Genomic DNA, 19,927 nt, shown 5'->3' with positions numbered 1-19,927 from the left:
GGCCGGGGGCTCGCATACAGCTGGCAGGGGGCCCCGCAGGGGCCGCCCTTGATGAAGAAAAGAAACTCTGAACACGAGCGCTCTGGGGTGCTGGCCTGGAGCTAGAGCTCGTGGAGCTTGTCGATGACGCGGCGCAACAGTAGGACGCTCGGAGTCGCCCAGGCTCGGGCTCGTGATGCTTCAGACGCAGCGCGCGAACTTGTGAGCTCTGGCAGTGCCGCGGGGAAGAGTTCTCCCCGCCACGCGGTGATGTACCCGGTGGGTCTGGTTCGGTGTGTGCCCACGATGCCCCCTGCTCGTAGGTCAGGTGTCGGTGCGGCCGTTGCGGATTTGGGTGATGCGGCCTCGGGTGATGCCGAGGGAGTCGGCGACGTCGGCGTAGGTGAGGCCGTGGTCGTGGTGGGCTCGTTCGATCGCGGATCGGCGCAGTGCTGCCAGTTCGGTGACTCGTCGGCCGCATTCGTTGATCAGCTCGGTGGCGCGGGCGGCTTGGCGTACCGGATCGGGTTCGCGGCGGACGGCTTCGACGTCGTCCCAGCGGACTGTCTCGGCGTCCGGGACGGTCGCCTGCTCGGGGACTAAGGGCACGTCGTCGGGGACTGGCTCGTCGCCGTCCGCGGGCTGGATCGGAATCATGCGGCGGTCACCCGCGGACGTCGATGATCAGCGGCCGCTCGTCTCCGTGGAGCGCCCGGGCGAGTGCGATCAACGCGGACGCGAGTTGTTCCCGCTGGTCGGTGGTGGCTCGACCCGCGCCGATGTCGAACGCGGCATCGTCGAGTGCCCACTGCGCCTGGCGCAGCAGCACGGCTAGGGATCGGGATTCGTCGGACATCGGCCTCACCTCATCGCGCCAATCGAGACATTCGAGCCGAACGTACCAAACGAGCCTGACGATAGGCGGGTAAACGAGTCAACTGCGACAGTCCATGTCGTGACGCGATCTCGTCTGGTGACCACGGGCGAACTGGCGCGGGAGCTGGGGATCAGTCCGCGCACGGTGGCTCGCTACGTGAGTTCCGGGCTGCTGACGCCGACGGAAACCACGCTCGGCGGGCACTACCGGTGGGACGTCGTGGAAGTGCGGGAGCAGATCCGCAAGCTCCGCGCCGACTCCGGCGACGGCTGAGGTTCAGTCGTCCCAGCGGACGGCGGCGATCGCCTTGTCGTCGTGGCGCTTCGCGCGCGGGAAGGCGGTGCCGTCGGGGTCCACGTGGGCTTCCCAGGCCTGGCAGCGTTCGAGTTCGGCGAACAGGTCCGCTGAGTCCATCCCGGCGACGCGGGGCCACTCGTCGGTGCCGGTGTGGGTCATGGTGTTGAACGCGCCATCGGTGGCCAGCACGCACCACGGGGTTTCGCGGACGCTCGATGTCCGCACCAACGCCTGGGCGGCTGCGGCGGGGTCTGCTTCGGCGATCCAGTAGCCGCCGTCTCGGTTCCGCCGTTCGGCTTGGGCGTCCTGGAGTTCTCGCAGCATGGTCCGGTGGTGCTCGTCGTAGCCCGTACCGGACTGGAGTCGTTCCCGGTAGGCGCGCCGTTCGGGAAGTTCCAGGTCGTCGAGTCTGGGGTCCTCGAAGACCCCGGCGGGCGTGATGATCGGGCTGTCGCCGAGGACGAGTTCGTCCACCTGGTCGCCGTTTCGGCGCACGATCGCGACCGTGCTCGACGGCGAGTCGCCCGGCGTCAGCTCCAGCACGTCGGCCGCCGCTCGGATCGACTCGGACAGGATTGCGCGCAGGTCCGCGGCGGGCTCCTGGCTCAACCGGAGCTGGAGCGCTTCGCCGAGGGTGGCCGCGTACCGGCTGGCGGGCACCGGGACCGGGCGGAACGCCGAGGCTCCGTCGAGCACGATCACCGCGTTCTCGGTGGTCAGGATCTTGTCGTCGCTGTCGGCGTAGTCGGGCAGCTGGGCCGTTTCGATGCGCATCGCGATCACCAGACGTAGGGGCCGGCGGCGAGCTCGCTGCCGGTGATGGTCAGGCCGTCGTAGGTGCAGCGGACCGCCAGGCTGAACGAGACGTCGCCGACCTGGCCGAACAGCTCCGGCAGGTTCGCGGTCAGGTAGTGGGCTGCTCCCAGCGATCCGATCGCGTGGATACCGGCGACGTGCACGATCACGCGGTCGTCGTAGCGGTGCCGGGCGACGTAGGCGAGGTCCGCGGACTTCGGGTCCTCGTCGTCGGCGGGGGAGCCGTAGCGCTCGCCGGTCGGCCGGTGCTCGAACCACCAGCGTCCGCCGTCCTTGACCAGCCCGGCGCGTTCGTCCTCGGCCAGCAGGGCTCCTGCGACCGGGGCGGACTTCGGGCCGCAGACCACCAGGGCGTCACCGGCGGGGAGATCTTCGGTCTCGGGGCCGATGTGGAACTTGTCCACCGCAAACCGCATCGCCGTCAGCAGGTCCTCGAACCTGGCCTGCGTCGCGGAGTCCTCGGCGGCGATCAGCGGGCGCTCGCGGTCGGTCACCTGGTAGCGGTAGGGAATACCGATGCTGACCGGCCCGACCCCGAAGACCACCCGTTCGGGACCAGCGGCGTCCTTCTTCACCTGGCTCACACGGCCCTTCGTGATCCCCAGGGCCGTCGCGATCTCGGTGTAGCTCATGTCGAGATCGCGGTGAGCTTCCTCGATCGCGGCCTTGCGCAGGCGCGCCAGCTCGGCCGCGCGCTGCTGGTAGGTGGTGATCAGCTCGGTAGCGCGTAGGCCTCGCCGGATGGGGTCGGCCTCCCGGCGGACCGCCTCGAACTCGTCCCGCGTCGTCATGCCGCCAGTTTAGACCCCCTTGACAGGTCTCGGGGAAGGACTTAGCTTGTGTTTAGACCCCTCAACACGGTGACGGCTTCGGTCGATCCAAGGGTTTAGGGGGGTAAACGATCGAACTGCGTGGAGGCAGAGATGCGGAACATCCCGGTGAACTTGCAGGGCTACAAGCTGATGGTGACGGAGTCTCCGGCGTTGAAGATGCGGGAGAACGACAACGGTGTGGAGGAGGTCGTGACGGACCGCTCGGGCGTCCAGCACTTCGTGGTGTCGCTGTTCGCGAAGAAGCGCCCGGTGGAGGGACAGTTCGCGGAGAAGGGCGAGGAGATCAAGGTGACCCTGACCGCCGACCCCGGCGAAGGGTTCGAGGAAGGCACCTACGTGCAGCTGATCGATGCGACGGTCTCGCCGTGGCAGACCGAGCGCAACGGCCGCTACTCCTCCGGGCTGGCCTACCGCGCGGCGGGTATGACGCCGCAGGTCTGATCTCCGCCCGTCTGGGCGTGACGGTCTCTTTCTGAAGTTTTTCTCAAGCCGTGTTCGTGGGCTGTTCGTTCTTTGGTGAATTCCATAGTGGGCCGAACTATGCCTTTTTCCGGCACGACATGCGCGTGCCGGTGGGGCTTTGTTGGTCCCCGAGTCTGCTGGTTTGTCTGGCGGCTCGGGGGTCTTCATGGCTCTTGTTCACGTGGAGAGGACCAAGTGATGCGTGTTCGCTCTGTTCAGGATTTCGGCTTTCACGGTTCCGCCTGCGTGGCGGCCGGTGGTGTCTCGCTGATGGCGAGTGAGAAGAGGAAAGGGTGATGGTGCGTGGCGATCGAGCGGGCGCTCAAGCGAGTGGGTCCGGCTTCGGCGGCGGTGTCGCGGTTGGAGGTGTTGGCGCGGTTCGTGGATGAGTTGGACCAGGACTTGGGCCGGGTGGCGTTCCTGGAAGACGACATCGTCGACGCACGCCGGTTCGCGGACATCGAGGACGTGGCGCAGCGGGCGCAGGTGGCGTTGACGCGGTTGCGGGATGCGCTGGCCGAGCACGGCGGTGCTGTGGTGGCGAAGGGATACAAGTGATGACGCGAGGCGAGAGCGTGTACGGGACGGTGCGGCGGATCGATTCGTCGATGGGCGCGATGAACCGAGTCCTGCGCAAATTCGGAACGCCGAAGGAAGTGGCGTCCGAATTGCGGGCGGTGAAGACCGCTGTGGGTGAGGTCATCGCGCAGTTGGAGATGGCCGAGCGCCGTAGCTGAACACACGACATATCGGCACCGGGGTGCCGGATTCCTTCACGGAGTCCGGCGCCCCATTTTCTTTTCCGGGGAGCAGATTCATGACGGACACACGGGTAGCGGTGGGAACGACTCCGGCGCGGGCGGCGGGAAGGTGGGTGGCGCGGCATCCGCGTTCGATGACGAGCACGGTCGTGCTGGGTGCGTCGGTGGTGTGGCTGGGCTACCTGGTGGTGCTCAGTGCCGCCGGTGTCGCCGTGGTCGCCGGTGCCTCCTGGTGCTTGCTGGATCGGCCGACGTTCGACCGGTTCGCGGGCCGGTTGTTGCGGGCGTGGTGGAGACGGTGGGTGGTCTACCAGCGCCAGTGGTTCGACCTCGCCTACCGCGCCGGTCTCGTCATCACCGATCACCGTGGACGGGCGTGGGCGCCGAAGGTGCTGCGGGTGTCCTCGTCGTGGTGCTGGGACCACGTGCGGATCCGGATGGTCAAGACCCAGGAACCCGGCGACTTCGAAGCCGTCCTGGAACGGCTGGCGAACGCCTACCGGGCTCGGCGGGCCACCGTCCGGACCCTCAAGCCCGGTGTGATCAGCCTGGACTTCCAGCGCCGCGAGCCCTTCGACGAGATGCCCGTCCCGCTGCCGCCGTTGCCGGAGTCGCCGGAATCCGTCGACTTGGGGCGGCTGGTGATCGGGCGGACCGAGTACGGCCGGGACTTCGCCCTCGACCTCCTCCGCGGTCTGCACGTCCTGTTGGCCGGGGCGACCGGTTCGGGGAAGGGCTCGTGGTTGTGGGGCCTGATCCGGCAGCTCGCCCCGATGGTGCGGGCGGGCTCGGTGCGGTTGTGGGTGATCGACCCGAAGGGCGGGATGGAATTCGGCGCCGGGCGGGAGATGTTCCACCGCTTCGCCGACAGCGACGAAACCGGCCTGGACCTCATGCACGAGTACGTCGAGACCTTGGACGCCCGGAAGGAAGACCTCGGCCGCCAAGGCGTGCGCACCGCGACGGCCTCGCCTACGACGCCGATGGACGTACTGATCGTGGATGAGCTGGCCGCGATGACGCAGTACTGCACCCGCGACATCGCCCGCGAATTCGAACCCCTGCTCGGCAAGGCCCTGACCCAGTACCGGGCGGTCCTCGGCCGGGTCGTGGGGGCCGTGCAGGAGCCGCACAAGGACACCGTGCCGATGCGCGGGTTGTTCCCCACCAAGATCGCGCTTCGCCTCGATGAGGCCTCGTACGTCGACATGACCTTGGGTGAGGGGGTTCGCGATCGCGGGGCACTGGCGGATCAGATTCCGGAGATCATGCCGGGCGTCGGCTACGTCAAGCACGACGGGCGCCGCGAACCCCAACGGGTCCGGGCCGCGTTCACCAGCGATGACGACATCGCCGCCCTGGTCGCCTACTGCACCGGCTCCACCATCACCCCGCTGCGCCGCGAGCAACCCCCGGCACCTCGGCGCAGCGCGATCGCCGAGGCCACCGAAGCCGACATCGAATCCATCGACTTCTTCGACGGCGACGACGAAGACCACGACGCCGCCTGACCCCTTTTTTCTTCGCTGTGAAAGGAGATTTGCCGTGTTCCACGTAGTTCTCACCCTGCGTTCCCTGGCCGCGCTGGTCCTGGCCGGGCTGCTCGCCCTGGGCCTGGTGGCCCTCGTCTGGGGACTGGCTGGTCCCGCCGCCGGGCTCCTGGCGCTGCTGGTGCTGGCGCTGATCGTGCAGGGCGTGAAGTCGCTGATCGCCACGACGACCGAAGAATAGGAAAGGGGGCGTGATGTGGCCGTTTCGCAGGGATGTTGATCGGGGGTCGGGTCGGACTCGGCGGGTGGAGCGGCTGGGTGAACGCATCGCCGAGTCCAAACGACTCCGCCCGCTCTCGCTCGATCCGGACTTGATCGCTGTCGCGATGGAGCGCACCCGGCGGCGGACGGTGGCCGGGCTCTGGTTCTTCCTCGCACTCGGACTGTCGTTCACGACTACCGGGGTTCAGGCGTTCCTCGCGGGGGACGCGGGCGCGGGGGATCCGGTGTGGTGGGCCGCCTGGACGGTGGAACCGATGTTCGCCGGTCTGTTGATTCTGCTGCTCAACTTCGAAGCCGTCATCCTCGCCCACGGCGTCGAACCCGGGCACGTGTGGTGGACGCGGATCAAGCGGGTCCTGCTGGGCACGACGTTGTTCATGAACGTGGTCCCGCAGTTGCATCCGGATCGGTTCCAGCTCGGGTCGCTGGCCGTGCACTTGATCATTCCCGTGGTCGTCTACGGCTTGGCCGAGGTGATCCCGGTGATCCAGGCCCGGTCCCGCCAGGTCGTGATGCAGGGCTACGCCGACGCTGAAGGGCTTTGCTCACCTGCGGACACCATCGATCCGGACCCGAGGCCGGCCCCGGCTTCGGGCGTTCCCGGACCACCTGCACCTCCGGCGCCCGCACCTTCGCCACCGAGTGTTGAGCCGGTGAAGCGGGGTCCGCGGCTTCCGGCGCACGTCGTCGACGCGCTCAAGCGCGCCCGGGACCAGGCCGCCGAAGAGGGTCGCGGTTTCGCTCCGGCCGATGTCCAACAGGTGGTGAAGGTCCCGGACGCGATGGCGACCGCGATCCACGCAGACCTGATCACCACCTGATCCGAACTCGCTCGCAACGGGCCGTTTTCCGTTGCCACAACTGAACAAGCACAAACCCGGAAGGCGGGGCGCTACTGCGGTGGCGTCCCGCCTTCTGCATGTCCGGAAGGAAACCAGTCCTGATGGTGCCAACTGCTGCGGCGGTCGTGGACCGCTACCAACGACGCGTTCAGGCCGCCGACTACGGCCGCTGGCGCGACCAGGTCGAAGCCACTGGCGGATGCACCCACCCGGTGCGCATGACCGGCGCGTGGACCGTCACCGACAACACCACCCGCGAAGTCCTCGCCCACCGTGGTGGGCATGTGATGGTGCCCTGCGGAAACCGCCGCGAGAGCATCTGTGCGGCCTGCTCGGACCGGTACGCCGCTGACGCCTTCCATCTCCTGCGAGCGGGCCTGTCCGGCGGAACCAAGGGCGTCCCCGAGCACGTCACCGAACGGCCTCGGGTGTTCCTCACCCTCACCGCGCCCTCGTTCGGCCCGGTCCGCGACGATGGCCAGCCCCGGTTTCCGACTCGGTACGACTACACCGGGCACGTCCTGTTCAACGCCCATGCCGGGAAGCTCTGGCACCGCTTCGTCATCGCACTGCGCCGCCACCTCGCGAAAGCGGCCGGAATCCGGGTCCGTGACTTCGCCGACCACGCCCGGCTCTCCTACGCCAAAGTCGCCGAATACCAGCGCCGAGGCGCGATCCACTTCCACGCCGTGATCCGCCTCGACGGACCCGGCGGCGCCTCGGACCAGGCCCCGGCGTGGGCAACTCCGGAACTGCTGGGCGATGCCATCCATGCGGCACACGCGCAGGTCCAAATCACGACACCGGAGATCGACGGCCAGGCGCGAGAACTGGCGTGGGGCAGGCAGATCGACGTCCGCACCATCAAGGCCGCCAACGCCCCGGACTTTGAGGACGGCGACGGGGAGATCACCGACGACCGGCTGTCGTCCTACGTCGCGAAATACGCGACCAAGGGCACCGGCAAGTCCGAGGCGGCGGACCGGCCGATCCGGTCCGAAGCCCACATCGAGCAACTGCGGATCAACACCCACTACAAGCAGCTCATGCGCACCGCCTGGCGCCTCGGCGCCCTGGAGGAGCTGGATCACCTCAACCTGCGGCGCTGGTGCCACATGCTCGCCTTCCGCGGCCACTTCCTGTCCAAGAGCAAGGCGTACTCGACGACGTTCAAGCAGATCCGCGGCGACCGGCAGCGCTTCCGCCTCGAAGCCGCCCTTCACGAACTCGGCGTCACAGAAGACTCGGTGACCGTGGTCAACCACTGGGACATGACCTCAGTCGGGCACCGCACCCCAGAGGAACGCGACATCGCCGAAGGCATCGCCCAACGACGCCGCGACACCCGCAAAAACCGACACACCACCGAACGAAAGGACTAACCCGCCATGCAGAAGCTCTGGGGACCCCAAGACGTGGCCGACTTCTTCGGCGTCCCGATCGGCACCGTCTACCAGTGGCGCACCCGAGGCACCGGCCCCACCGGCAAACGCGTCGGCAAACACGTCCGCTACCGACCCGAAGACGTCGAAGCCTGGTACGACGCACTCCCCGAGGGGGTCATCTGATGTCCGGTCGGCTGCCGCTGCCGCTGGGCAGCATGGGAGAGATCAAGGTCAAGCCGGTCGGCAAGTCCTATTCGGCTCGGGTCTGGTACCGGCGACAGGACGGCGACTACGTGGACGTGCGGCGCCGTGGCAAGACCAAGGAGAAGGCGAAGCAAGCGGTCCGGGACGCGATCAACAACCTCGCTCCCCCGGCGGCTCCTGGTTCGGAGCTGACCGCGTCCTCCTCGTTCGGTGAAGCCGCCGAGCAGTGGATCAGTCAGCTCCGCACCGATGCGGAGAACGGCATCTACTCGCTGACCACGCTGGACACCTACGAGAACGTCTACCAGAACCACGTGAAGCCCGAGTTCCAGAACTTCCGGCTGTTCGAGGTGAAGACGCCAGCGGTCAGCAACCTGTGCCAGCGCAAGCTCAAGGCGCATAGCCTGACCCTCGCCAAGTCGGTCAAGGCCGTGATCAGCAACATCATGACCTTCGCGATGCAGGCGGGTGCGGTGGAGAACAACCCCACCAAGGGCATCGCAGCTCTGTCCGAACGCCGCGCCAAGGTCAAGCGCAAGAAGCCTCGGGCGCTGACCAAGGAGGAGCTGCGGGACCTGCTCGGCAAGCTCGACGCCGACGAGGAAGCAAAACGACGCGACCTGCCCGACCTGGTGCGGTTCTTCATCGCCACCGGCGAACGCATCGGTGAGGCGTTGGGCGCGCACTGGGAGGACTTCGACCCGGCGGCCAAGAAGCTGCGGATGAGCGGCAACCTGATCAGGTCACGTGGTCGGGGCACTCGCCGCAACGACGGCAAGAGCGACGGTTCGGCGCGGGACATCGCCTTGCCCGACTGGGCGGTACGGATGCTCTCGGAACGAGCCGAACAGCTCGGCGACGTCGACCCGGCGAAGCCGATCTTCATCAACACCCAGGGCGGCTACCTGAACTCGTCGAACGTGGGCAACCGGACGTGGATCCCGTTCCGCAAGCGGGCGGGCTACGAGTGGGTCACCTTCCACACCATGCGCAAGACCGTGGCGACGCTGCTCGATGAGGCGGGGCTCACCGCTCGCCAGGTGGCCGACCTGCTCGGGCACTCCCGGGTCTCGATGACCCAGGACGTCTACTTCGGCCGCGGGCAGCAGTCCCGGGCGAGTGCCGAGGCGCTGGCGTTCGTGGACTCCGACGGGCGCACCGGCGAAGTTGGCAATTAGTTGGCAACCCGGCTCACTAACGGGACCCCACGAGCCTGCGACCAGGCGGGATGGTGGGGCGCCTGGGGATCGAACCCAGAACCCACGGATTAAAAGTCCGTTGCTCTGCCAGTTGAGCTAACGCCCCGCGGGGTCAGCGTACAAGGGCGTGGTCATCTCGTGTGGCGGTGGGCCGAAGAGCGTCGGGGGCGCGCGGGGCCGCGAAGGTCGGGTTCGGCGTCAGGGACAATGGCAGGCGTGACCGTGCTCGATTCGATGGTGCCGACCGCCGAGAAACCGCCCGCGCACTCGCTGCGGATCGGGCCGCACGCGGTGGATCCGCCGGTGGTGCTCGCGCCGATGGCCGGGATCACGAACGTGGCGTTCCGCAGGTTGTGCCGGGAGTACGGCGCGGGGCTCTACGTTTGCGAGATGATCACGAGCCGGGCGCTGGTGGAGCGGCATCCGCAGACCATGCAGATGATCACGTTCGACGCCGACGAGCACCCGCGGTCGATGCAGCTGTACGGCGTCGACCCGGTGACCATGGGCGAAGCGGTGCGGATGATCGTGGCCGAGGACCTCGCCGACCACGTGGACATGAACTTCGGCTGCCCCGTCCCGAAGGTCACCCGCAAGGGCGGCGGCTCGGCGCTGCCGTACAAGCGGCGGCTGTTCGAGGACATCGTCACCGCGGCGGTGCGTGCCGCCGAGCCCGCGGGCATCCCGGTGACCGTCAAGTTCCGCATCGGCATCGACGACGACCACCTGACCTACCTGGACGCGGGCCGCATCGCCGAGGAATCCGGCGCCGCCGCCGTCGCGCTGCACGCGCGCACCGCCGCGCAGCGCTACTCGGGCACCGCCGACTGGAGCACGATCGCCCGCCTGAAGGAGGCCGTGCGCGGCATCCCGGTCCTCGGCAACGGCGACATCTTCAGCGCCGGCGACGCGCTGCGGATGATGGCCGAGACCGGCTGCGACGGCGTCGTCGTCGGGCGCGGCTGCCTCGGCCGGCCCTGGCTGTTCCGCGACCTGCAGGCCGCGTTCACCGGCCGCGAGATCCCGCCGGGACCGAACCTCGGCGAGGTGCGGCGGGTGCTGCGCAGGCACGGCGAGCTGCTCAGCGAGCACATGGGCGAGCAGAAGGGCGTCCGCGACCTGCGCAAGCACATGGCGCAGTACCTGCGCGGGTTCCCCGTCGGCTCCGACCTGCGGCACCGGTTCGGGCTGGTGTCCAGCCTCGCCGAGCTCGACGACCTGCTCGCCGACCTCGACCCGGACGTGTCGTTCCCCGCCGACGCCGAAGGCCCCCGCGGGCGCCAGGGCTCCGCCGGGAAGGTCGTGCTCCCCGAGGGCTGGCTGGACGACCCCGAGGACCGGTGCGTGCCCGCGGGCGCCGAGATCGACCACAGCGGCGGCTGACGCGACGATGCGGACCGCTCTGCTGTGCCTCGCGGCGTGCGCGCTCGCGGGGTGCTCCACCACGCCGCAGCCACCGGCCCCGGAGCAGCAGGTCCGCGACTACTTCGCCGCGAACGACGCCGCCGCCCGCGCGGGGGCGCGGGCCCAGCAGGACTTCTTCACCCGCACCCAGCACCCGGACTACGCGGACCGCACCTGCGAGCTCGACGGGCTCACGGTGCAGCTGGAACCGGCGATGAGCACGCTGCGGCCGGACCCCGGCTACCAACCGGACTCGACGGGACCGCCGCGCGGTGACGTGCGGGTCGTCGGCGTGGAGGTAACGGTCCGCCGGGACGGGACGATCATCGGCAGGCAGATCGGGTCCCAGCACCTCGTGCTGCTCGACGGGCGGGTCCACGGATTCGCCCCCTGCCCGACCGGGGGTGCCTCATGACGCGAACGGAGAACAGGCACGTGCGCTGCTGTGACGGGAAACACATCGGGCTCGGTTCGTCCGTGCGGGTGGGGAGATCCCGTTTCGCTTCCACCCGTTGGCCAGGGCCGGTACACACCAAGGCAGCCCGGCGACGTGAGACGCACTCACCAATTCGGAGCAAAGGCTGGTAAGCCGGATGAGCGAATTCCGCAGTACACGCATCCCGGCGCCTCAAGCGACCCGCCGGAGCCGACGACACCACGGACGGGAGGTGACAGCGATGACCGGATTGCGCGACGGCTTCGCCGGACCCGAACCTCTGCGCGAGGACGTCGCGCGTTCGTTGTGCCCCGCACCGGCTCCACCGCCGGACCTCGGGCCGCGACGCACGCGTCACGAGCTGGCCAACGAGGGCGGCATGGTGGAACTGCACGAGTCGATCGCCGCGCTGCTGGCGTCCCGGGGGCAGTGGCGCCAGGCCTACCACCACCTGCGCTCCGCGCTGGACCTGCTGTCCACCCAGGACACGCCGCGCGTGCCCGAACAGCTCCGGCACGAGGTGAACCGGCTGCGCCGCGAGCACGCCGAAGCCCGCGAGCAGAGCCTCCGCGACAGCCTCACCGCCAGCTACAACCGGCGCTACCTCGACGAACGCCTCGCCGACCTGCTCGCCGTCGACGGCCCGGGCGGCCTGGCCGTCGGACTCGTCGACCTGGACTGGTTCAAGCAGGTCAACGACACCTACGGGCACCTGCTGGGGGATCGGGTCCTGCAGCGGGTCGTGGACCTGCTGCAGGAGGCGCTGCCGTCGGGCTCGTTCTGCGCTCGCTACGGCGGCGAGGAGTTCGTGCTCGTGCTGCCCTCCATCGACGCGGCCCGCGCGGTGGCGGTGTGCGAGGCGGCGCGGATCCGCATCGAGCGGTTCCCCTGGTCGCAGCTGGCGCCCGGGCTGCGCGTCACCGTGAGCATCGGGATGGCGCACGAACCGGACACCGGGCAGCACGCTTCGCCGTCCGCGACCGCCGAGCAGCAGCTCATCGGCGCGGACGCGCTGCTGTACGCGGCCAAGCAATCGGGCCGCAACGCCGTCGCCTACCGTTCCGCGAGCGAGGTCCACATCGCGGGCCTGGGCGCGGAGCGGCGCGCCGGAGCCAGACTGCTCGGCTACTGAGAGCGATCCCGCCGGAACCGAAGGTACCTACACAGGGTGTATGTGCCGGTCAAGTGGCGTAACACAGTTGGGCGTTCCGGCGCACGTTCTCAGCGAATCGTGCACTGATTGTGAAGAAATTGTCGCCCACTATCGTCAGTTCGGGCGATCAGCCGTACTATCTCGGGAGCGTTAAGCGATAGGACTTCGGGGAGTCGACCGCTGACGCCCATACCGAACGACGACACCATCGATTGCGACGGTGGGGAGGGAACACGGGTGCCGCAGGACCCCCGGCATGGCCAGCACGGGCACCACAGTCCCCACCAAGACGGGGGCCCGGACGAGGACAACGCCCCCGAACAGCAGTCCGGGCGGCGCCGCCGCGCGTTAGGCGACGACGGCACCGGCGGGACGCGGGTGTTCGACCTCCTGTCCAAGCACGGCAAGGCCCCCGGCGCGGGCACCGGCTCGCACCGCCGAGCCGCCGAACCCGAGCCCCCCGACGGTGGTGGCGGACGCCGGTCGCGCGCCGCGCAGCCGCAGTCCCCCGCGGCCCAGCAACCTCCCGCCGCGCAGCAACCCCCGGCCCAGCAACCGCCGGCCGCGCAGCAGCCGCCCACCCAGCAACCTCCCGCGCAGGACGCGCAGGCCGCCGAGTGGTCGGCACCCGGCCGCGCCCCGCAAGGCCCCGCCGCGCGCGGCGGCCGCGGGCAGCAGCCGCCCCCGCTGCAGGAGCCGCGCACCGGCGGCCACCGCTCCGCCGAACCGCCCGCCGACGCGCAGCCACCCGCGCGCCCCGGCCGCCCGGGACGGCCCGGCCGCCCCGCACCGTCGCCCGCCGCCGAGGACCCCGAGGCGACCGCCGTGGTCCCCGCGGTGCCCGCCGAGCCGGAGAAGCCGCCGGCCGAAGCCACCAAGGTCACCCGCGTCCCGGAGACCGGCCCGACGCGCGAGGCCGCGGACGAGACCGCGATCGTCGCGCCCGTCACCGCCGACGACGCCGAGGAAGCGGACGAGGACGACGCGGACTCCGCCGAGAACGACAGCGACGAGATCCGCCAGATCGACGCGACGCTGGCCAGGTTCTCCGCGGTCCACGACGAGATCGCGATCGAGGAGGACGCGCGGCGCAAGAAGTACTCGTGGCTGTTCGGCATGCGCAAGGAGCCCGAGCTGGGCCGCGACATGCCGTTCGACTTCGTCGAGGGCCGGGACGCCGGATCGTCCCGGATGGACTGGAAGAAGGAGCAGCGCAAGCGCCGCACCATCCGGATCCTCAAGGCCCTCGCGGTCGCCGCCGCGCTGACGATCTTCGTCGCGACCGGCATCGGCTGGAGCGCGAAGGCGTGGGTGGACGCGAAGTTCAAGGACATCGCCGCGCTCGACCCGAACTCCTCGTCGATCAAGGACATCTCGAAGCAGTCCGGGGACCGGAACTTCCTGCTGCTCGGTTCGGACACCCGTGCCGGGGCGACCGAGGCGGACGGGGTCGGCGACACCACCGACGAGCCCGGCGCCCGCGCCGACACGACGATGATCGCGCACATCCCGGCGGACCGGAGCCGCGTGCTCGTCGTGTCCTTCCCGCGCGACCTGCAGGTGGACATCCCGTCATGCGAGCGCTGGAACCCGGACACCGGCCAGTACACCGGCGAGGAGGTCGCGCCGCGCCCGGCGACCAAGCTGAACGAGGCGTACGCGGTCGGCGGGCCGAAGTGCACCACCAAGGTCGTGCAGCAGCTGTCCGGCCTGTCGATCACGAACTTCCTGGGCATCGACTTCCAGGGCTTCAAGTCGATGGTGGACGCGATGCACGGCGTGGACATCTGCTCGTCCATCCCGATCGTGGACCGCAAGCTCGGCGTGGTGCTGCCGGAGGCGGGCCCGCAGACGCTGAGCGGCACGCAGGCGCTGAACTACGTGCGCGCCCGCTACGTGGAGGGCGACCCGACCTCGGACTACGGCCGGATGCAGCGCCAGCAGCTGTTCCTGTCCTCGCTGCTGCGCAAGGCGATGTCCGGGCAGGTGCTGATGGACCCGCAGAAGCTCGGCGGTTTCGTGGACGCGGTCGCGGCGAACACCTTCGGGGAGAACGTCGGCACCGACCAGCTGCTCGAACTGGGTCGCTCGATGCAGGGCATGGACGCGGGCAAGATCACCTTCATCACCGTGCCGACCACCGGTTACGCGAACGACGAGGGCAGGGAGGAACTGGACGACTCCGAGGCCGCCGCGCTGTTCCGGGCGATCATCGAGGACGCTCCGGTGTCGCCGCGGCAGGCGGGCGTGCCGGGGGCCGCGGGCGGCTCCGGCCCCGCTTCGACGGGCCCCGCTTCGATGGGCTCGGCATCGTTCGGCCGCGCCGCCACGGCCAAGCCGTCCGACGTGCCGGTGCGGGTGGTCAACGCCTCCGGCCGGGACGGGCTGGCGGGGCGCACCGCCGACGAGCTGGGTGCGGCGGGTTACCCGGTGGCCGGTTCGGAGACGCTGTCCGCGACGAGCGAGCGGACCGTGGTCCGTTACGGCGCGGCGAACGCGGCCGCGGCCCGGCTGCTGGCGTCCTCGGTACCGGGGGCGACCACCGTGCAGGACGACGCGGCCGGTGGTGAGCTGCGGCTGGAGCTGGGCACCTCGTACGCCGGTCCGGTGCGGGCGCCGGGCGGGCAGCAGGCCGAGATGCCGTCGGACCTGAGCACGGTGAACGCCGGCTCGGACGTGTGCGGCTGACACCACGCACCGACTTGTCCGTTTTGCTCCGTTTCCCGCTTGTTGTGGTGGAACGCGCTCTGATCGAATGGTGACGTCTGCGATTCCACTCGAACGGGGCCATCATGGTCCGTTCACCGGTGATTCACCAGCGTGCGTCCTGTCCGATTCTTCCCGGAAGTAAGGTGACCGGCATGCGTGAGGTCTACCAGGAACAGCTCGGCGATCTCGCCGAGGAGCTCGCCTCGATGTCGACCATGGTCGGAACGGCGATGGAGCGCGCCACGAAGGCGCTACTGGAGGCCGATCTGACTCTGGCCGAACAGGTCATCGAGGAGGACGTGCACGTCGACGAGGCCCGCGCCCGCGCCGAGGAGCAGGCGTTCGGCCTGCTCGCCCTGCAGGCGCCCGTGGCGGGCGACCTGCGCACCGTCATCTCCACGATCCACGCCGCCGAGGACCTGGAGCGGATGGGCGACCTGGCGCTGCACGTCGCGAAGGCGGCCCGCCGCAGGCACCCGCAGCCGGTGCTGCCGGAGCCGGTGCAGGAGTACTTCGCCGAGATGGGCCGGGTCGCGGTGGACCTGTGCGCCCGCGCCGCCGCGGTGATCCGCTCCCGCGACATCGACGCCGCCCGCGACCTGGAGGCCGCCGACGACGCCGTGGACGACCTCCACCGCCACCTGTTCACCGTGATGATGAGCTCCGAGTGGTCGCACGGGGTGGCCGCGGCGGTGGACGTGACCCTGCTGGGCCGGTTCTACGAGCGGTTCGCCGACCACGCGGTCGCCGTCGGCCGCCGGGTGGTGTTCACCGTGACCGGGAGCATGCCGACCAGCTGATCCGAGCCCGTCCCACCGGCCCGCCGTGTCCCTCTTTCGAGGGGATTTCGGCGGGCCTTTTCACGCCATCAGGTCACGCGTCGTGTCCACCGCTGTTCGGAGGGCCGCTGAACTGCGAGAACAGGACCCGAAACGGCAAACGACGTATTAATACTCGGTCTCACCAGTCGTTGGGCCGAATGCAGTATGCGAAGGTCGTGCCGTGACCAGCACCGACGCCTCGCCCCTCGCCGCCGTCCCACCGGAGGCCGAGGGTGCATAACAGTCCGACCGTGCACCGCCGGCGCCTCGGCGGTGAACTGCGCAAGCTGCGCGAGTCCGCGGGCCGCACGCACCGCGAGGTCGCCGCCCACCTGGACTGCTCGCAGGGCAAGATCAGCCAGATCGAGCTGGGCCGGGTGCCGGTGCGCACCTCCGACGTGCGGCTGATGGCCGAGTTCTACGGCATCACCGGTGACCGGATCGACGAGCTGATCGAACTCGCCCAGGGCTCCAAGGAGCGCGGCTGGTGGCAGCGGTACCCGACGACCGCGCAGCGCCCCGGCTTCGAAACGCACCTGGGCCTGGAGACGGCGGCGAAGGCGGTCAGCTGCTTCGGCGCCGACCCCATCCCGGAACTGCTGCACACCGCCGAGTACTCCACCGCCCTGTTCGACGCGGAGCTGCACGCCCCCACCGAGGCGGACCGGCAGGAGCGGCTCACCGTCACCACCACCCGCCAGCAGCGGCTGCTCGGCGCGGAACCGCTGGAGCTGTGGGCGGTGCTGGACGAGGCGGCGCTGCGCCGCAGCGTCGGCGGGCCGGTCGTGATGCGCCAGCAGCTGGAGCACCTGGTGCTGATGGGCTACCGGCGGAACGTGACCATCCAGGTGCTGCCGTTCGCGCACGGCGGGCACCCGCTGATGGGCGAGCGAATCTCGGTGTTCTCGTTCCCCTCGGACGCCGACCCGCAGGTCGTGCACGTCGGGGACGCCGCGGGCTCGCGCTTCCTGGACAAGCCCGCCGACACCGGCGACTACCTGACCGCGTTCGAGAAGGTCTGCGGCATCGCGCTGCCCCCGAAGGAGTCCAGCGCCTACATCTCCGCGGTCGCCGACGACTGGAAGGCCTGAGCACGACCGGAGCCCGCCCCGGCGGTGCGGGACGGGCTCCGGTTCCGGGGTTCGCTCAGCCGAAGCGGCCGGAGATGTAGTCCTCGGTGGCCTTCTGGCTGGGGTTGGAGAAGATCCGCCCGGTCTCGTCGATCTCGACGAGCTGGCCGGGTTCGCCCACCGCGCGCAGGTTGAAGAACGCGGTCTGGTCGCTGACCCGCGCCGCCTGCTGCATGTTGTGCGTGACGATGACGATCGTGTACTCCTGCTTCAGCGTGGAGATCAGGTCCTCGATCGCCAGCGTGGAGATCGGGTCCAGCGCCGAGCACGGCTCGTCCATCAGCAGCACGTCCGGCTGCACGGCGATGGCCCGCGCGATGCAGAGCCGCTGCTGCTGACCGCCGGAGAGGCCCCCGCCGGGCTTGCCCAGCCGGTCCTTGACCTCTTCCCACAGGTTCGCGCCGCGCAGCGCCCGCTCGGTGACCTCGTCGAGGTGCTTCTTGTTCTTCTCCCCGGCGAGCTTCAGCCCGGCCACGACGTTGTCCCGGATGGACATGGTGGGGAACGGGTTGGGCCGCTGGAAGACCATGCCGATGGTGCGGCGCACCTGCACCGGGTCGACGTGGGCGCCGTAGATGTCCTCGCCGTCGAGCAGCACCTTGCCGTCGACGCGGGCTCCCGGCACGACCTCGTGCATGCGGTTCAGCGACCGCAGCACGGTCGACTTGCCGCAGCCGGAGGGGCCGATGAACGCGGTGACGCTGCGGGCCGGAACCTGCAAGGTCACATCCTGCACGGCGTGGAACTTGCCGTAGTACAGGTTGAGGTCCTTGATGTCGAGACGCTTGGCCATGGGATCCGCCCTACTTGGTCTTGACGGCGAACAGCCTCGACAGCAGCGACGCCACGAGGTTGATCAGCATGATGACGAGAACGAGGGTGAGCGCGGCGCCCCACATGCGGGCGTCGCCGGCGGCGGTGCCGGTCCCGCGCTCCATGAAGATCGTGAGCGGCAGGGACGCGAGCTCGCCGCCGAACATGTCGTAGCTGATCGAGCTGGAGTAGCCCACGAGGATCAGCAGCGGCGCGGTCTCGCCCAGCACGCGCGCGAGCCCGAGCATGACGCCGGTGAGGATGCCGGACAGCGCGGTGGGCAGCACGACCTTCACGATCGTCTTCCACTTGGGCACGCCCAGCGCGTAGGACGCTTCGCGCAGCTCGTCCGGGACGATCAGCAGCATCGTCTCGGTGACGCGCACGACCACCGGCACCATCAGCAGCACCAGCGACAGCGCCACCGCGAACCCGCTCCGGTTGAAGCCGAACGTGGTGATCCACAGCGCGTAGATGAACAGGCCGGCCACGATCGACGGGAGGCCGCTGAGGATGTCCACCATGAAGGTGGCGACCTTCGCGAACCGCGAGTTCTGCCCGTACTCGATCAGGTAGATTGCGACCAGCACGCCCAGCGGCACCGAGATGACCGCGCAGATGAGCCCTTCGAGCAGGGTGCCCGCGAGCGCGTGGTTGATGCCGCCGCCGAAGTCGGTGGGCAGCAGCCCGTTGAACGAGTGCGTCCACCAGGTGCTGCTCAGCACCGGGGCGAGCCCGCGCTGCAGCAGGGTGATCAGCACCCACAGCAGCGGGATGACGGCGATCACGAACGCCGCGGTGAACACGGTGGTCGCGAGGTGGTTCTTGAACTTGCGGGCGAACCCGAGGTGCTGGAACGCCGGGGGTGCGGCGGGGCGCTCGACGTCAGCGGCGTTCGTTGTCATGACTTCCCCTTACCGCTGGCGCTCTCGATCCACCGGGCGAGCGCGTTCACCGCGAAGGTGATGACGAACAGCACCAGACCGGCGGAGATGTAGGCGCCGACCTGCATGTTGTTGTTGAACTCGCCGGAGCCGAGCGCGATCTTCGAGGCGAACGTCGCGCCCACGTCGAACAGGCTGAAGTTCGGTCCGCTGTTGACCGTGCTGAGGATGACGGTCAGCGCCACGGTCTCGCCGAGCGCGCGGCCGAGGCCGAGCATCGAACCGCCGATGAAGCCGTTGCGGCCGAACGGCCACACCGTCGTCCGCACGACCTCCCAGCGGGTGGCGCCGAGCGCCTGGGCACCTTCGATGTGCGCCTTCGGCGTCCGCTGGAACACTTCGCGGGTGACGCCGGTGATGGTCGGCAGGATCATCACGGCGAGCACGATGCCCGCGGTGAAGATGTTCATGCCGCCGTCGGCGGGCGCGTTGCCGTCCGCGAAGATCGGGATCCAGCCGAGGTTCTGGTTCAGCCAGAGCGCGACCGGCTTGAGCACCGGCCCCAGCACCAGCACGCCCCACAGGCCGTAGATCACCGAGGGCACCGCGGCCAGCAGGTCGACGATGTAGGCGAACGGGCGGGCCAGCGAGCGCGGCGCGTACTGGGTGAGGAACAGCGCGATGCCGCACGCGATGGGCATCGCGAACACCAGCGCGACCAGGGAGCTCGCCACCGTCACCCAGGCGAGGTCGGCGATGCCGAAGCTCAGCTCGTTCGGGTCGGAGGTGTCCCACACCCGGCTGAACAGGAAGTTCACCTGGTTCGCCTGCAACGAGGGCACGGCCCGGATCAGCAGGAAGATCCCGATCGCCGCGATCAGCGCGACGACGAAGATCCCGGACCCGGTCGCGAGGGACTGGAATGCGCGGTCCCCGATGCGGACGACCTTCTTCGGTTCGTCCGCCGGGGGCGCTTCGGGAGCGGAAATGACGGCCTCCGGTCCGGAAGTGGATGCCGAAACGCCCGTGGGGGGCCCCGCGGGGGGGGGGGCCCCCCGGGGCGGGGGGGGGGGGGTGGGGGGGGTGGGGGGGGGCGGGGGCCCCGGGGGGGGGGGGGGGGGGGGGCGGGGGGGGGGGGCGAGGCCCCGGC

General features: G+C 69.6%; 23 protein-coding genes and 1 tRNA gene. 16 read left to right on the top strand and 8 right to left on the bottom strand.

Features of this window, described 5'->3' with window-relative positions; translation table 11 throughout:
- Positions 1–303: 303 nt before the first annotated feature.
- Positions 304–636 carry a helix-turn-helix transcriptional regulator gene (locus LCD33_RS23795; RefSeq protein ID WP_224957198.1) on the bottom strand — a complete coding sequence of 111 codons (333 nt, stop codon included), beginning with the start codon at positions 634–636 and terminating at the stop codon, positions 304–306.
- Positions 637–643: 7 nt separating this feature from the next.
- Positions 644–835, bottom strand: coding sequence for a hypothetical protein (locus tag LCD33_RS23790; protein ID WP_224957197.1), 192 nt, complete (start codon positions 833–835; stop codon positions 644–646).
- Between the two features lie 99 nt (positions 836–934).
- Between LCD33_RS23790 and LCD33_RS23785 the strand changes: the two genes are divergently transcribed.
- Positions 935–1,129: a MerR family DNA-binding transcriptional regulator gene (locus tag LCD33_RS23785; RefSeq protein WP_224957194.1), complete on the top strand. Its 195-nt coding sequence runs from the start codon at positions 935–937 to the stop codon at positions 1,127–1,129.
- Positions 1,130–1,132: 3 nt separating this feature from the next.
- Here the strand turns inward: LCD33_RS23785 and LCD33_RS23780 are convergent, their stop codons facing one another.
- Positions 1,133–1,927, bottom strand: a complete 795-nt coding sequence (locus tag LCD33_RS23780) for a hypothetical protein (RefSeq protein ID WP_224978302.1) — start codon at positions 1,925–1,927, stop codon at positions 1,133–1,135.
- Between the two features lie 5 nt (positions 1,928–1,932).
- On the bottom strand, positions 1,933–2,760 hold the full coding sequence (locus tag LCD33_RS23775) for a hypothetical protein (RefSeq protein ID WP_224978301.1): 828 nt from the start codon (positions 2,758–2,760) through the stop codon (positions 1,933–1,935).
- A 132-nt stretch (positions 2,761–2,892) separates the two neighbouring features.
- Between LCD33_RS23775 and LCD33_RS23770 the strand changes: the two genes are divergently transcribed.
- The 9 genes from LCD33_RS23770 (at position 2,893) to LCD33_RS23730 (ending at position 9,406) form a co-directional block, all read left to right on the top strand.
- On the top strand, positions 2,893–3,243 hold the full coding sequence (locus LCD33_RS23770; RefSeq protein WP_224966616.1) for a hypothetical protein: 351 nt from the start codon (positions 2,893–2,895) through the stop codon (positions 3,241–3,243).
- Between the two features lie 324 nt (positions 3,244–3,567).
- Positions 3,568–3,822, top strand: coding sequence for a hypothetical protein (locus LCD33_RS23765; RefSeq protein WP_224966615.1), 255 nt, complete (start codon positions 3,568–3,570; stop codon positions 3,820–3,822).
- Positions 3,822–4,001, top strand: a complete 180-nt coding sequence (locus tag LCD33_RS23760) for a hypothetical protein (RefSeq protein ID WP_224966614.1) — start codon at positions 3,822–3,824, stop codon at positions 3,999–4,001. Before LCD33_RS23765 ends, LCD33_RS23760 begins: the two co-directional genes overlap by 1 nt.
- A 158-nt stretch (positions 4,002–4,159) precedes the next feature.
- A complete protein-coding gene (locus LCD33_RS23755) occupies positions 4,160–5,536 on the top strand; it encodes an FtsK/SpoIIIE domain-containing protein (protein WP_224978300.1) in 1,377 nt (458 codons plus the stop codon).
- Between the two features lie 34 nt (positions 5,537–5,570).
- The gene (locus LCD33_RS23750; RefSeq protein WP_224978299.1) at positions 5,571–5,756 is read left to right on the top strand and encodes a hypothetical protein; all 186 of its coding nucleotides are present in this window, start codon (positions 5,571–5,573) and stop codon (positions 5,754–5,756) included.
- Positions 5,757–5,820: 64 nt separating this feature from the next.
- Positions 5,821–6,618: a hypothetical protein gene (locus LCD33_RS23745; protein WP_224978298.1), complete on the top strand. Its 798-nt coding sequence runs from the start codon at positions 5,821–5,823 to the stop codon at positions 6,616–6,618.
- A 122-nt stretch (positions 6,619–6,740) separates the two neighbouring features.
- Positions 6,741–8,021: a replication initiator gene (locus tag LCD33_RS23740; RefSeq protein ID WP_224978297.1), complete on the top strand. Its 1,281-nt coding sequence runs from the start codon at positions 6,741–6,743 to the stop codon at positions 8,019–8,021.
- 6 nt (positions 8,022–8,027) lie between these two features.
- The gene (locus tag LCD33_RS23735; protein WP_224966609.1) at positions 8,028–8,207 is read left to right on the top strand and encodes an AlpA family transcriptional regulator; all 180 of its coding nucleotides are present in this window, start codon (positions 8,028–8,030) and stop codon (positions 8,205–8,207) included.
- Positions 8,207–9,406 (top strand): site-specific integrase, encoded by a 1,200-nt coding sequence (locus tag LCD33_RS23730; RefSeq protein WP_224966608.1) that lies wholly within the window; start codon positions 8,207–8,209, stop codon positions 9,404–9,406. Before LCD33_RS23735 ends, LCD33_RS23730 begins: the two co-directional genes overlap by 1 nt.
- A gap of 51 nt (positions 9,407–9,457) precedes the next feature.
- Here the strand turns inward: LCD33_RS23730 and LCD33_RS23725 are convergent.
- A tRNA-Lys gene (locus LCD33_RS23725) sits at positions 9,458–9,533 on the bottom strand.
- Positions 9,534–9,661: 128 nt separating this feature from the next.
- Between LCD33_RS23725 and dusB the strand changes: the two genes are divergently transcribed.
- The 6 genes from dusB to LCD33_RS23695 all read left to right on the top strand — a co-directional run bounded on the left by dusB (position 9,662) and on the right by LCD33_RS23695 (position 17,041).
- Complete coding sequence (gene dusB / locus LCD33_RS23720; RefSeq protein ID WP_224958561.1) at positions 9,662–10,810, top strand: tRNA dihydrouridine synthase DusB; 1,149 nt, start codon at positions 9,662–9,664, stop codon at positions 10,808–10,810.
- Between the two features lie 7 nt (positions 10,811–10,817).
- Positions 10,818–11,246 carry a hypothetical protein gene (locus LCD33_RS23715; RefSeq protein ID WP_224958554.1) on the top strand — a complete coding sequence of 143 codons (429 nt, stop codon included), beginning with the start codon at positions 10,818–10,820 and terminating at the stop codon, positions 11,244–11,246.
- A gap of 262 nt (positions 11,247–11,508) precedes the next feature.
- On the top strand, positions 11,509–12,399 hold the full coding sequence (locus tag LCD33_RS23710; RefSeq protein ID WP_224958555.1) for a GGDEF domain-containing protein: 891 nt from the start codon (positions 11,509–11,511) through the stop codon (positions 12,397–12,399).
- Positions 12,400–12,657: 258 nt separating this feature from the next.
- Positions 12,658–15,108 (top strand): LCP family protein, encoded by a 2,451-nt coding sequence (locus LCD33_RS23705; RefSeq protein WP_224978296.1) that lies wholly within the window; start codon positions 12,658–12,660, stop codon positions 15,106–15,108.
- A 173-nt stretch (positions 15,109–15,281) separates the two neighbouring features.
- Complete coding sequence (gene phoU, locus LCD33_RS23700) at positions 15,282–15,929, top strand: phosphate signaling complex protein PhoU (protein ID WP_224957982.1); 648 nt, start codon at positions 15,282–15,284, stop codon at positions 15,927–15,929.
- Positions 15,930–16,201: 272 nt separating this feature from the next.
- Positions 16,202–17,041 (top strand): helix-turn-helix transcriptional regulator, encoded by an 840-nt coding sequence (locus LCD33_RS23695; RefSeq protein ID WP_224957984.1) that lies wholly within the window; start codon positions 16,202–16,204, stop codon positions 17,039–17,041.
- Between the two features lie 55 nt (positions 17,042–17,096).
- On the opposite strand, the gene pstB is transcribed toward LCD33_RS23695, so the two are convergent.
- Genes pstB through pstC form a run of 3 tightly spaced genes read right to left on the bottom strand, consistent with a single transcriptional unit; the run spans position 17,097 to position 19,766 of the window.
- Positions 17,097–17,873 (bottom strand): phosphate ABC transporter ATP-binding protein PstB, encoded by a 777-nt coding sequence (gene pstB / locus LCD33_RS23690; protein ID WP_224957985.1) that lies wholly within the window; start codon positions 17,871–17,873, stop codon positions 17,097–17,099.
- A gap of 10 nt (positions 17,874–17,883) precedes the next feature.
- Complete coding sequence (gene pstA, locus LCD33_RS23685) at positions 17,884–18,798, bottom strand: phosphate ABC transporter permease PstA (RefSeq protein ID WP_224957986.1); 915 nt, start codon at positions 18,796–18,798, stop codon at positions 17,884–17,886.
- A complete protein-coding gene (gene pstC, locus LCD33_RS23680) occupies positions 18,795–19,766 on the bottom strand; it encodes a phosphate ABC transporter permease subunit PstC (protein WP_224957988.1) in 972 nt (323 codons plus the stop codon). The genes pstA and pstC overlap by 4 nt, the downstream gene beginning before the upstream one ends.
- Between the last annotated feature and the right edge of the window lie 161 nt (positions 19,767–19,927).

It is taken from the genome of Saccharopolyspora sp. 7B (assembly GCF_020177435.1).
Lineage (GTDB): Bacteria > Actinomycetota > Actinomycetes > Mycobacteriales > Pseudonocardiaceae > Saccharopolyspora_C > Saccharopolyspora_C gregorii.
Note: the sequence above shows the minus strand (reverse complement) of the source record. Positions and strands in the feature narration are given on the sequence as shown.

Coding starts and splice junctions, on each gene's coding strand:
- LCD33_RS23790 (WP_224957197.1), bottom strand. CDS start 835: ATGTCCGACGAATCCCGATCCCTAGCCGTGCTGCTGCGCCAGGCGCAG.
- LCD33_RS23735 (WP_224966609.1), top strand. CDS start 8,028: ATGCAGAAGCTCTGGGGACCCCAAGACGTGGCCGACTTCTTCGGCGTC.
- LCD33_RS23730 (WP_224966608.1), top strand. CDS start 8,207: ATGTCCGGTCGGCTGCCGCTGCCGCTGGGCAGCATGGGAGAGATCAAG.
- LCD33_RS23740 (WP_224978297.1), top strand. CDS start 6,741: ATGGTGCCAACTGCTGCGGCGGTCGTGGACCGCTACCAACGACGCGTT.
- LCD33_RS23755 (WP_224978300.1), top strand. CDS start 4,160: ATGACGAGCACGGTCGTGCTGGGTGCGTCGGTGGTGTGGCTGGGCTAC.
- LCD33_RS23795 (WP_224957198.1), bottom strand. CDS start 636: ATGATTCCGATCCAGCCCGCGGACGGCGACGAGCCAGTCCCCGACGAC.
- LCD33_RS23715 (WP_224958554.1), top strand. CDS start 10,818: ATGCGGACCGCTCTGCTGTGCCTCGCGGCGTGCGCGCTCGCGGGGTGC.
- LCD33_RS23760 (WP_224966614.1), top strand. CDS start 3,822: ATGACGCGAGGCGAGAGCGTGTACGGGACGGTGCGGCGGATCGATTCG.
- phoU (WP_224957982.1), top strand. CDS start 15,282: ATGCGTGAGGTCTACCAGGAACAGCTCGGCGATCTCGCCGAGGAGCTC.
- pstB (WP_224957985.1), bottom strand. CDS start 17,873: ATGGCCAAGCGTCTCGACATCAAGGACCTCAACCTGTACTACGGCAAG.
- LCD33_RS23780 (WP_224978302.1), bottom strand. CDS start 1,927: ATGCGCATCGAAACGGCCCAGCTGCCCGACTACGCCGACAGCGACGAC.
- LCD33_RS23770 (WP_224966616.1), top strand. CDS start 2,893: ATGCGGAACATCCCGGTGAACTTGCAGGGCTACAAGCTGATGGTGACG.
- LCD33_RS23775 (WP_224978301.1), bottom strand. CDS start 2,760: ATGACGACGCGGGACGAGTTCGAGGCGGTCCGCCGGGAGGCCGACCCC.
- dusB (WP_224958561.1), top strand. CDS start 9,662: ATGGTGCCGACCGCCGAGAAACCGCCCGCGCACTCGCTGCGGATCGGG.
- pstA (WP_224957986.1), bottom strand. CDS start 18,798: ATGACAACGAACGCCGCTGACGTCGAGCGCCCCGCCGCACCCCCGGCG.
- LCD33_RS23710 (WP_224958555.1), top strand. CDS start 11,509: ATGACCGGATTGCGCGACGGCTTCGCCGGACCCGAACCTCTGCGCGAG.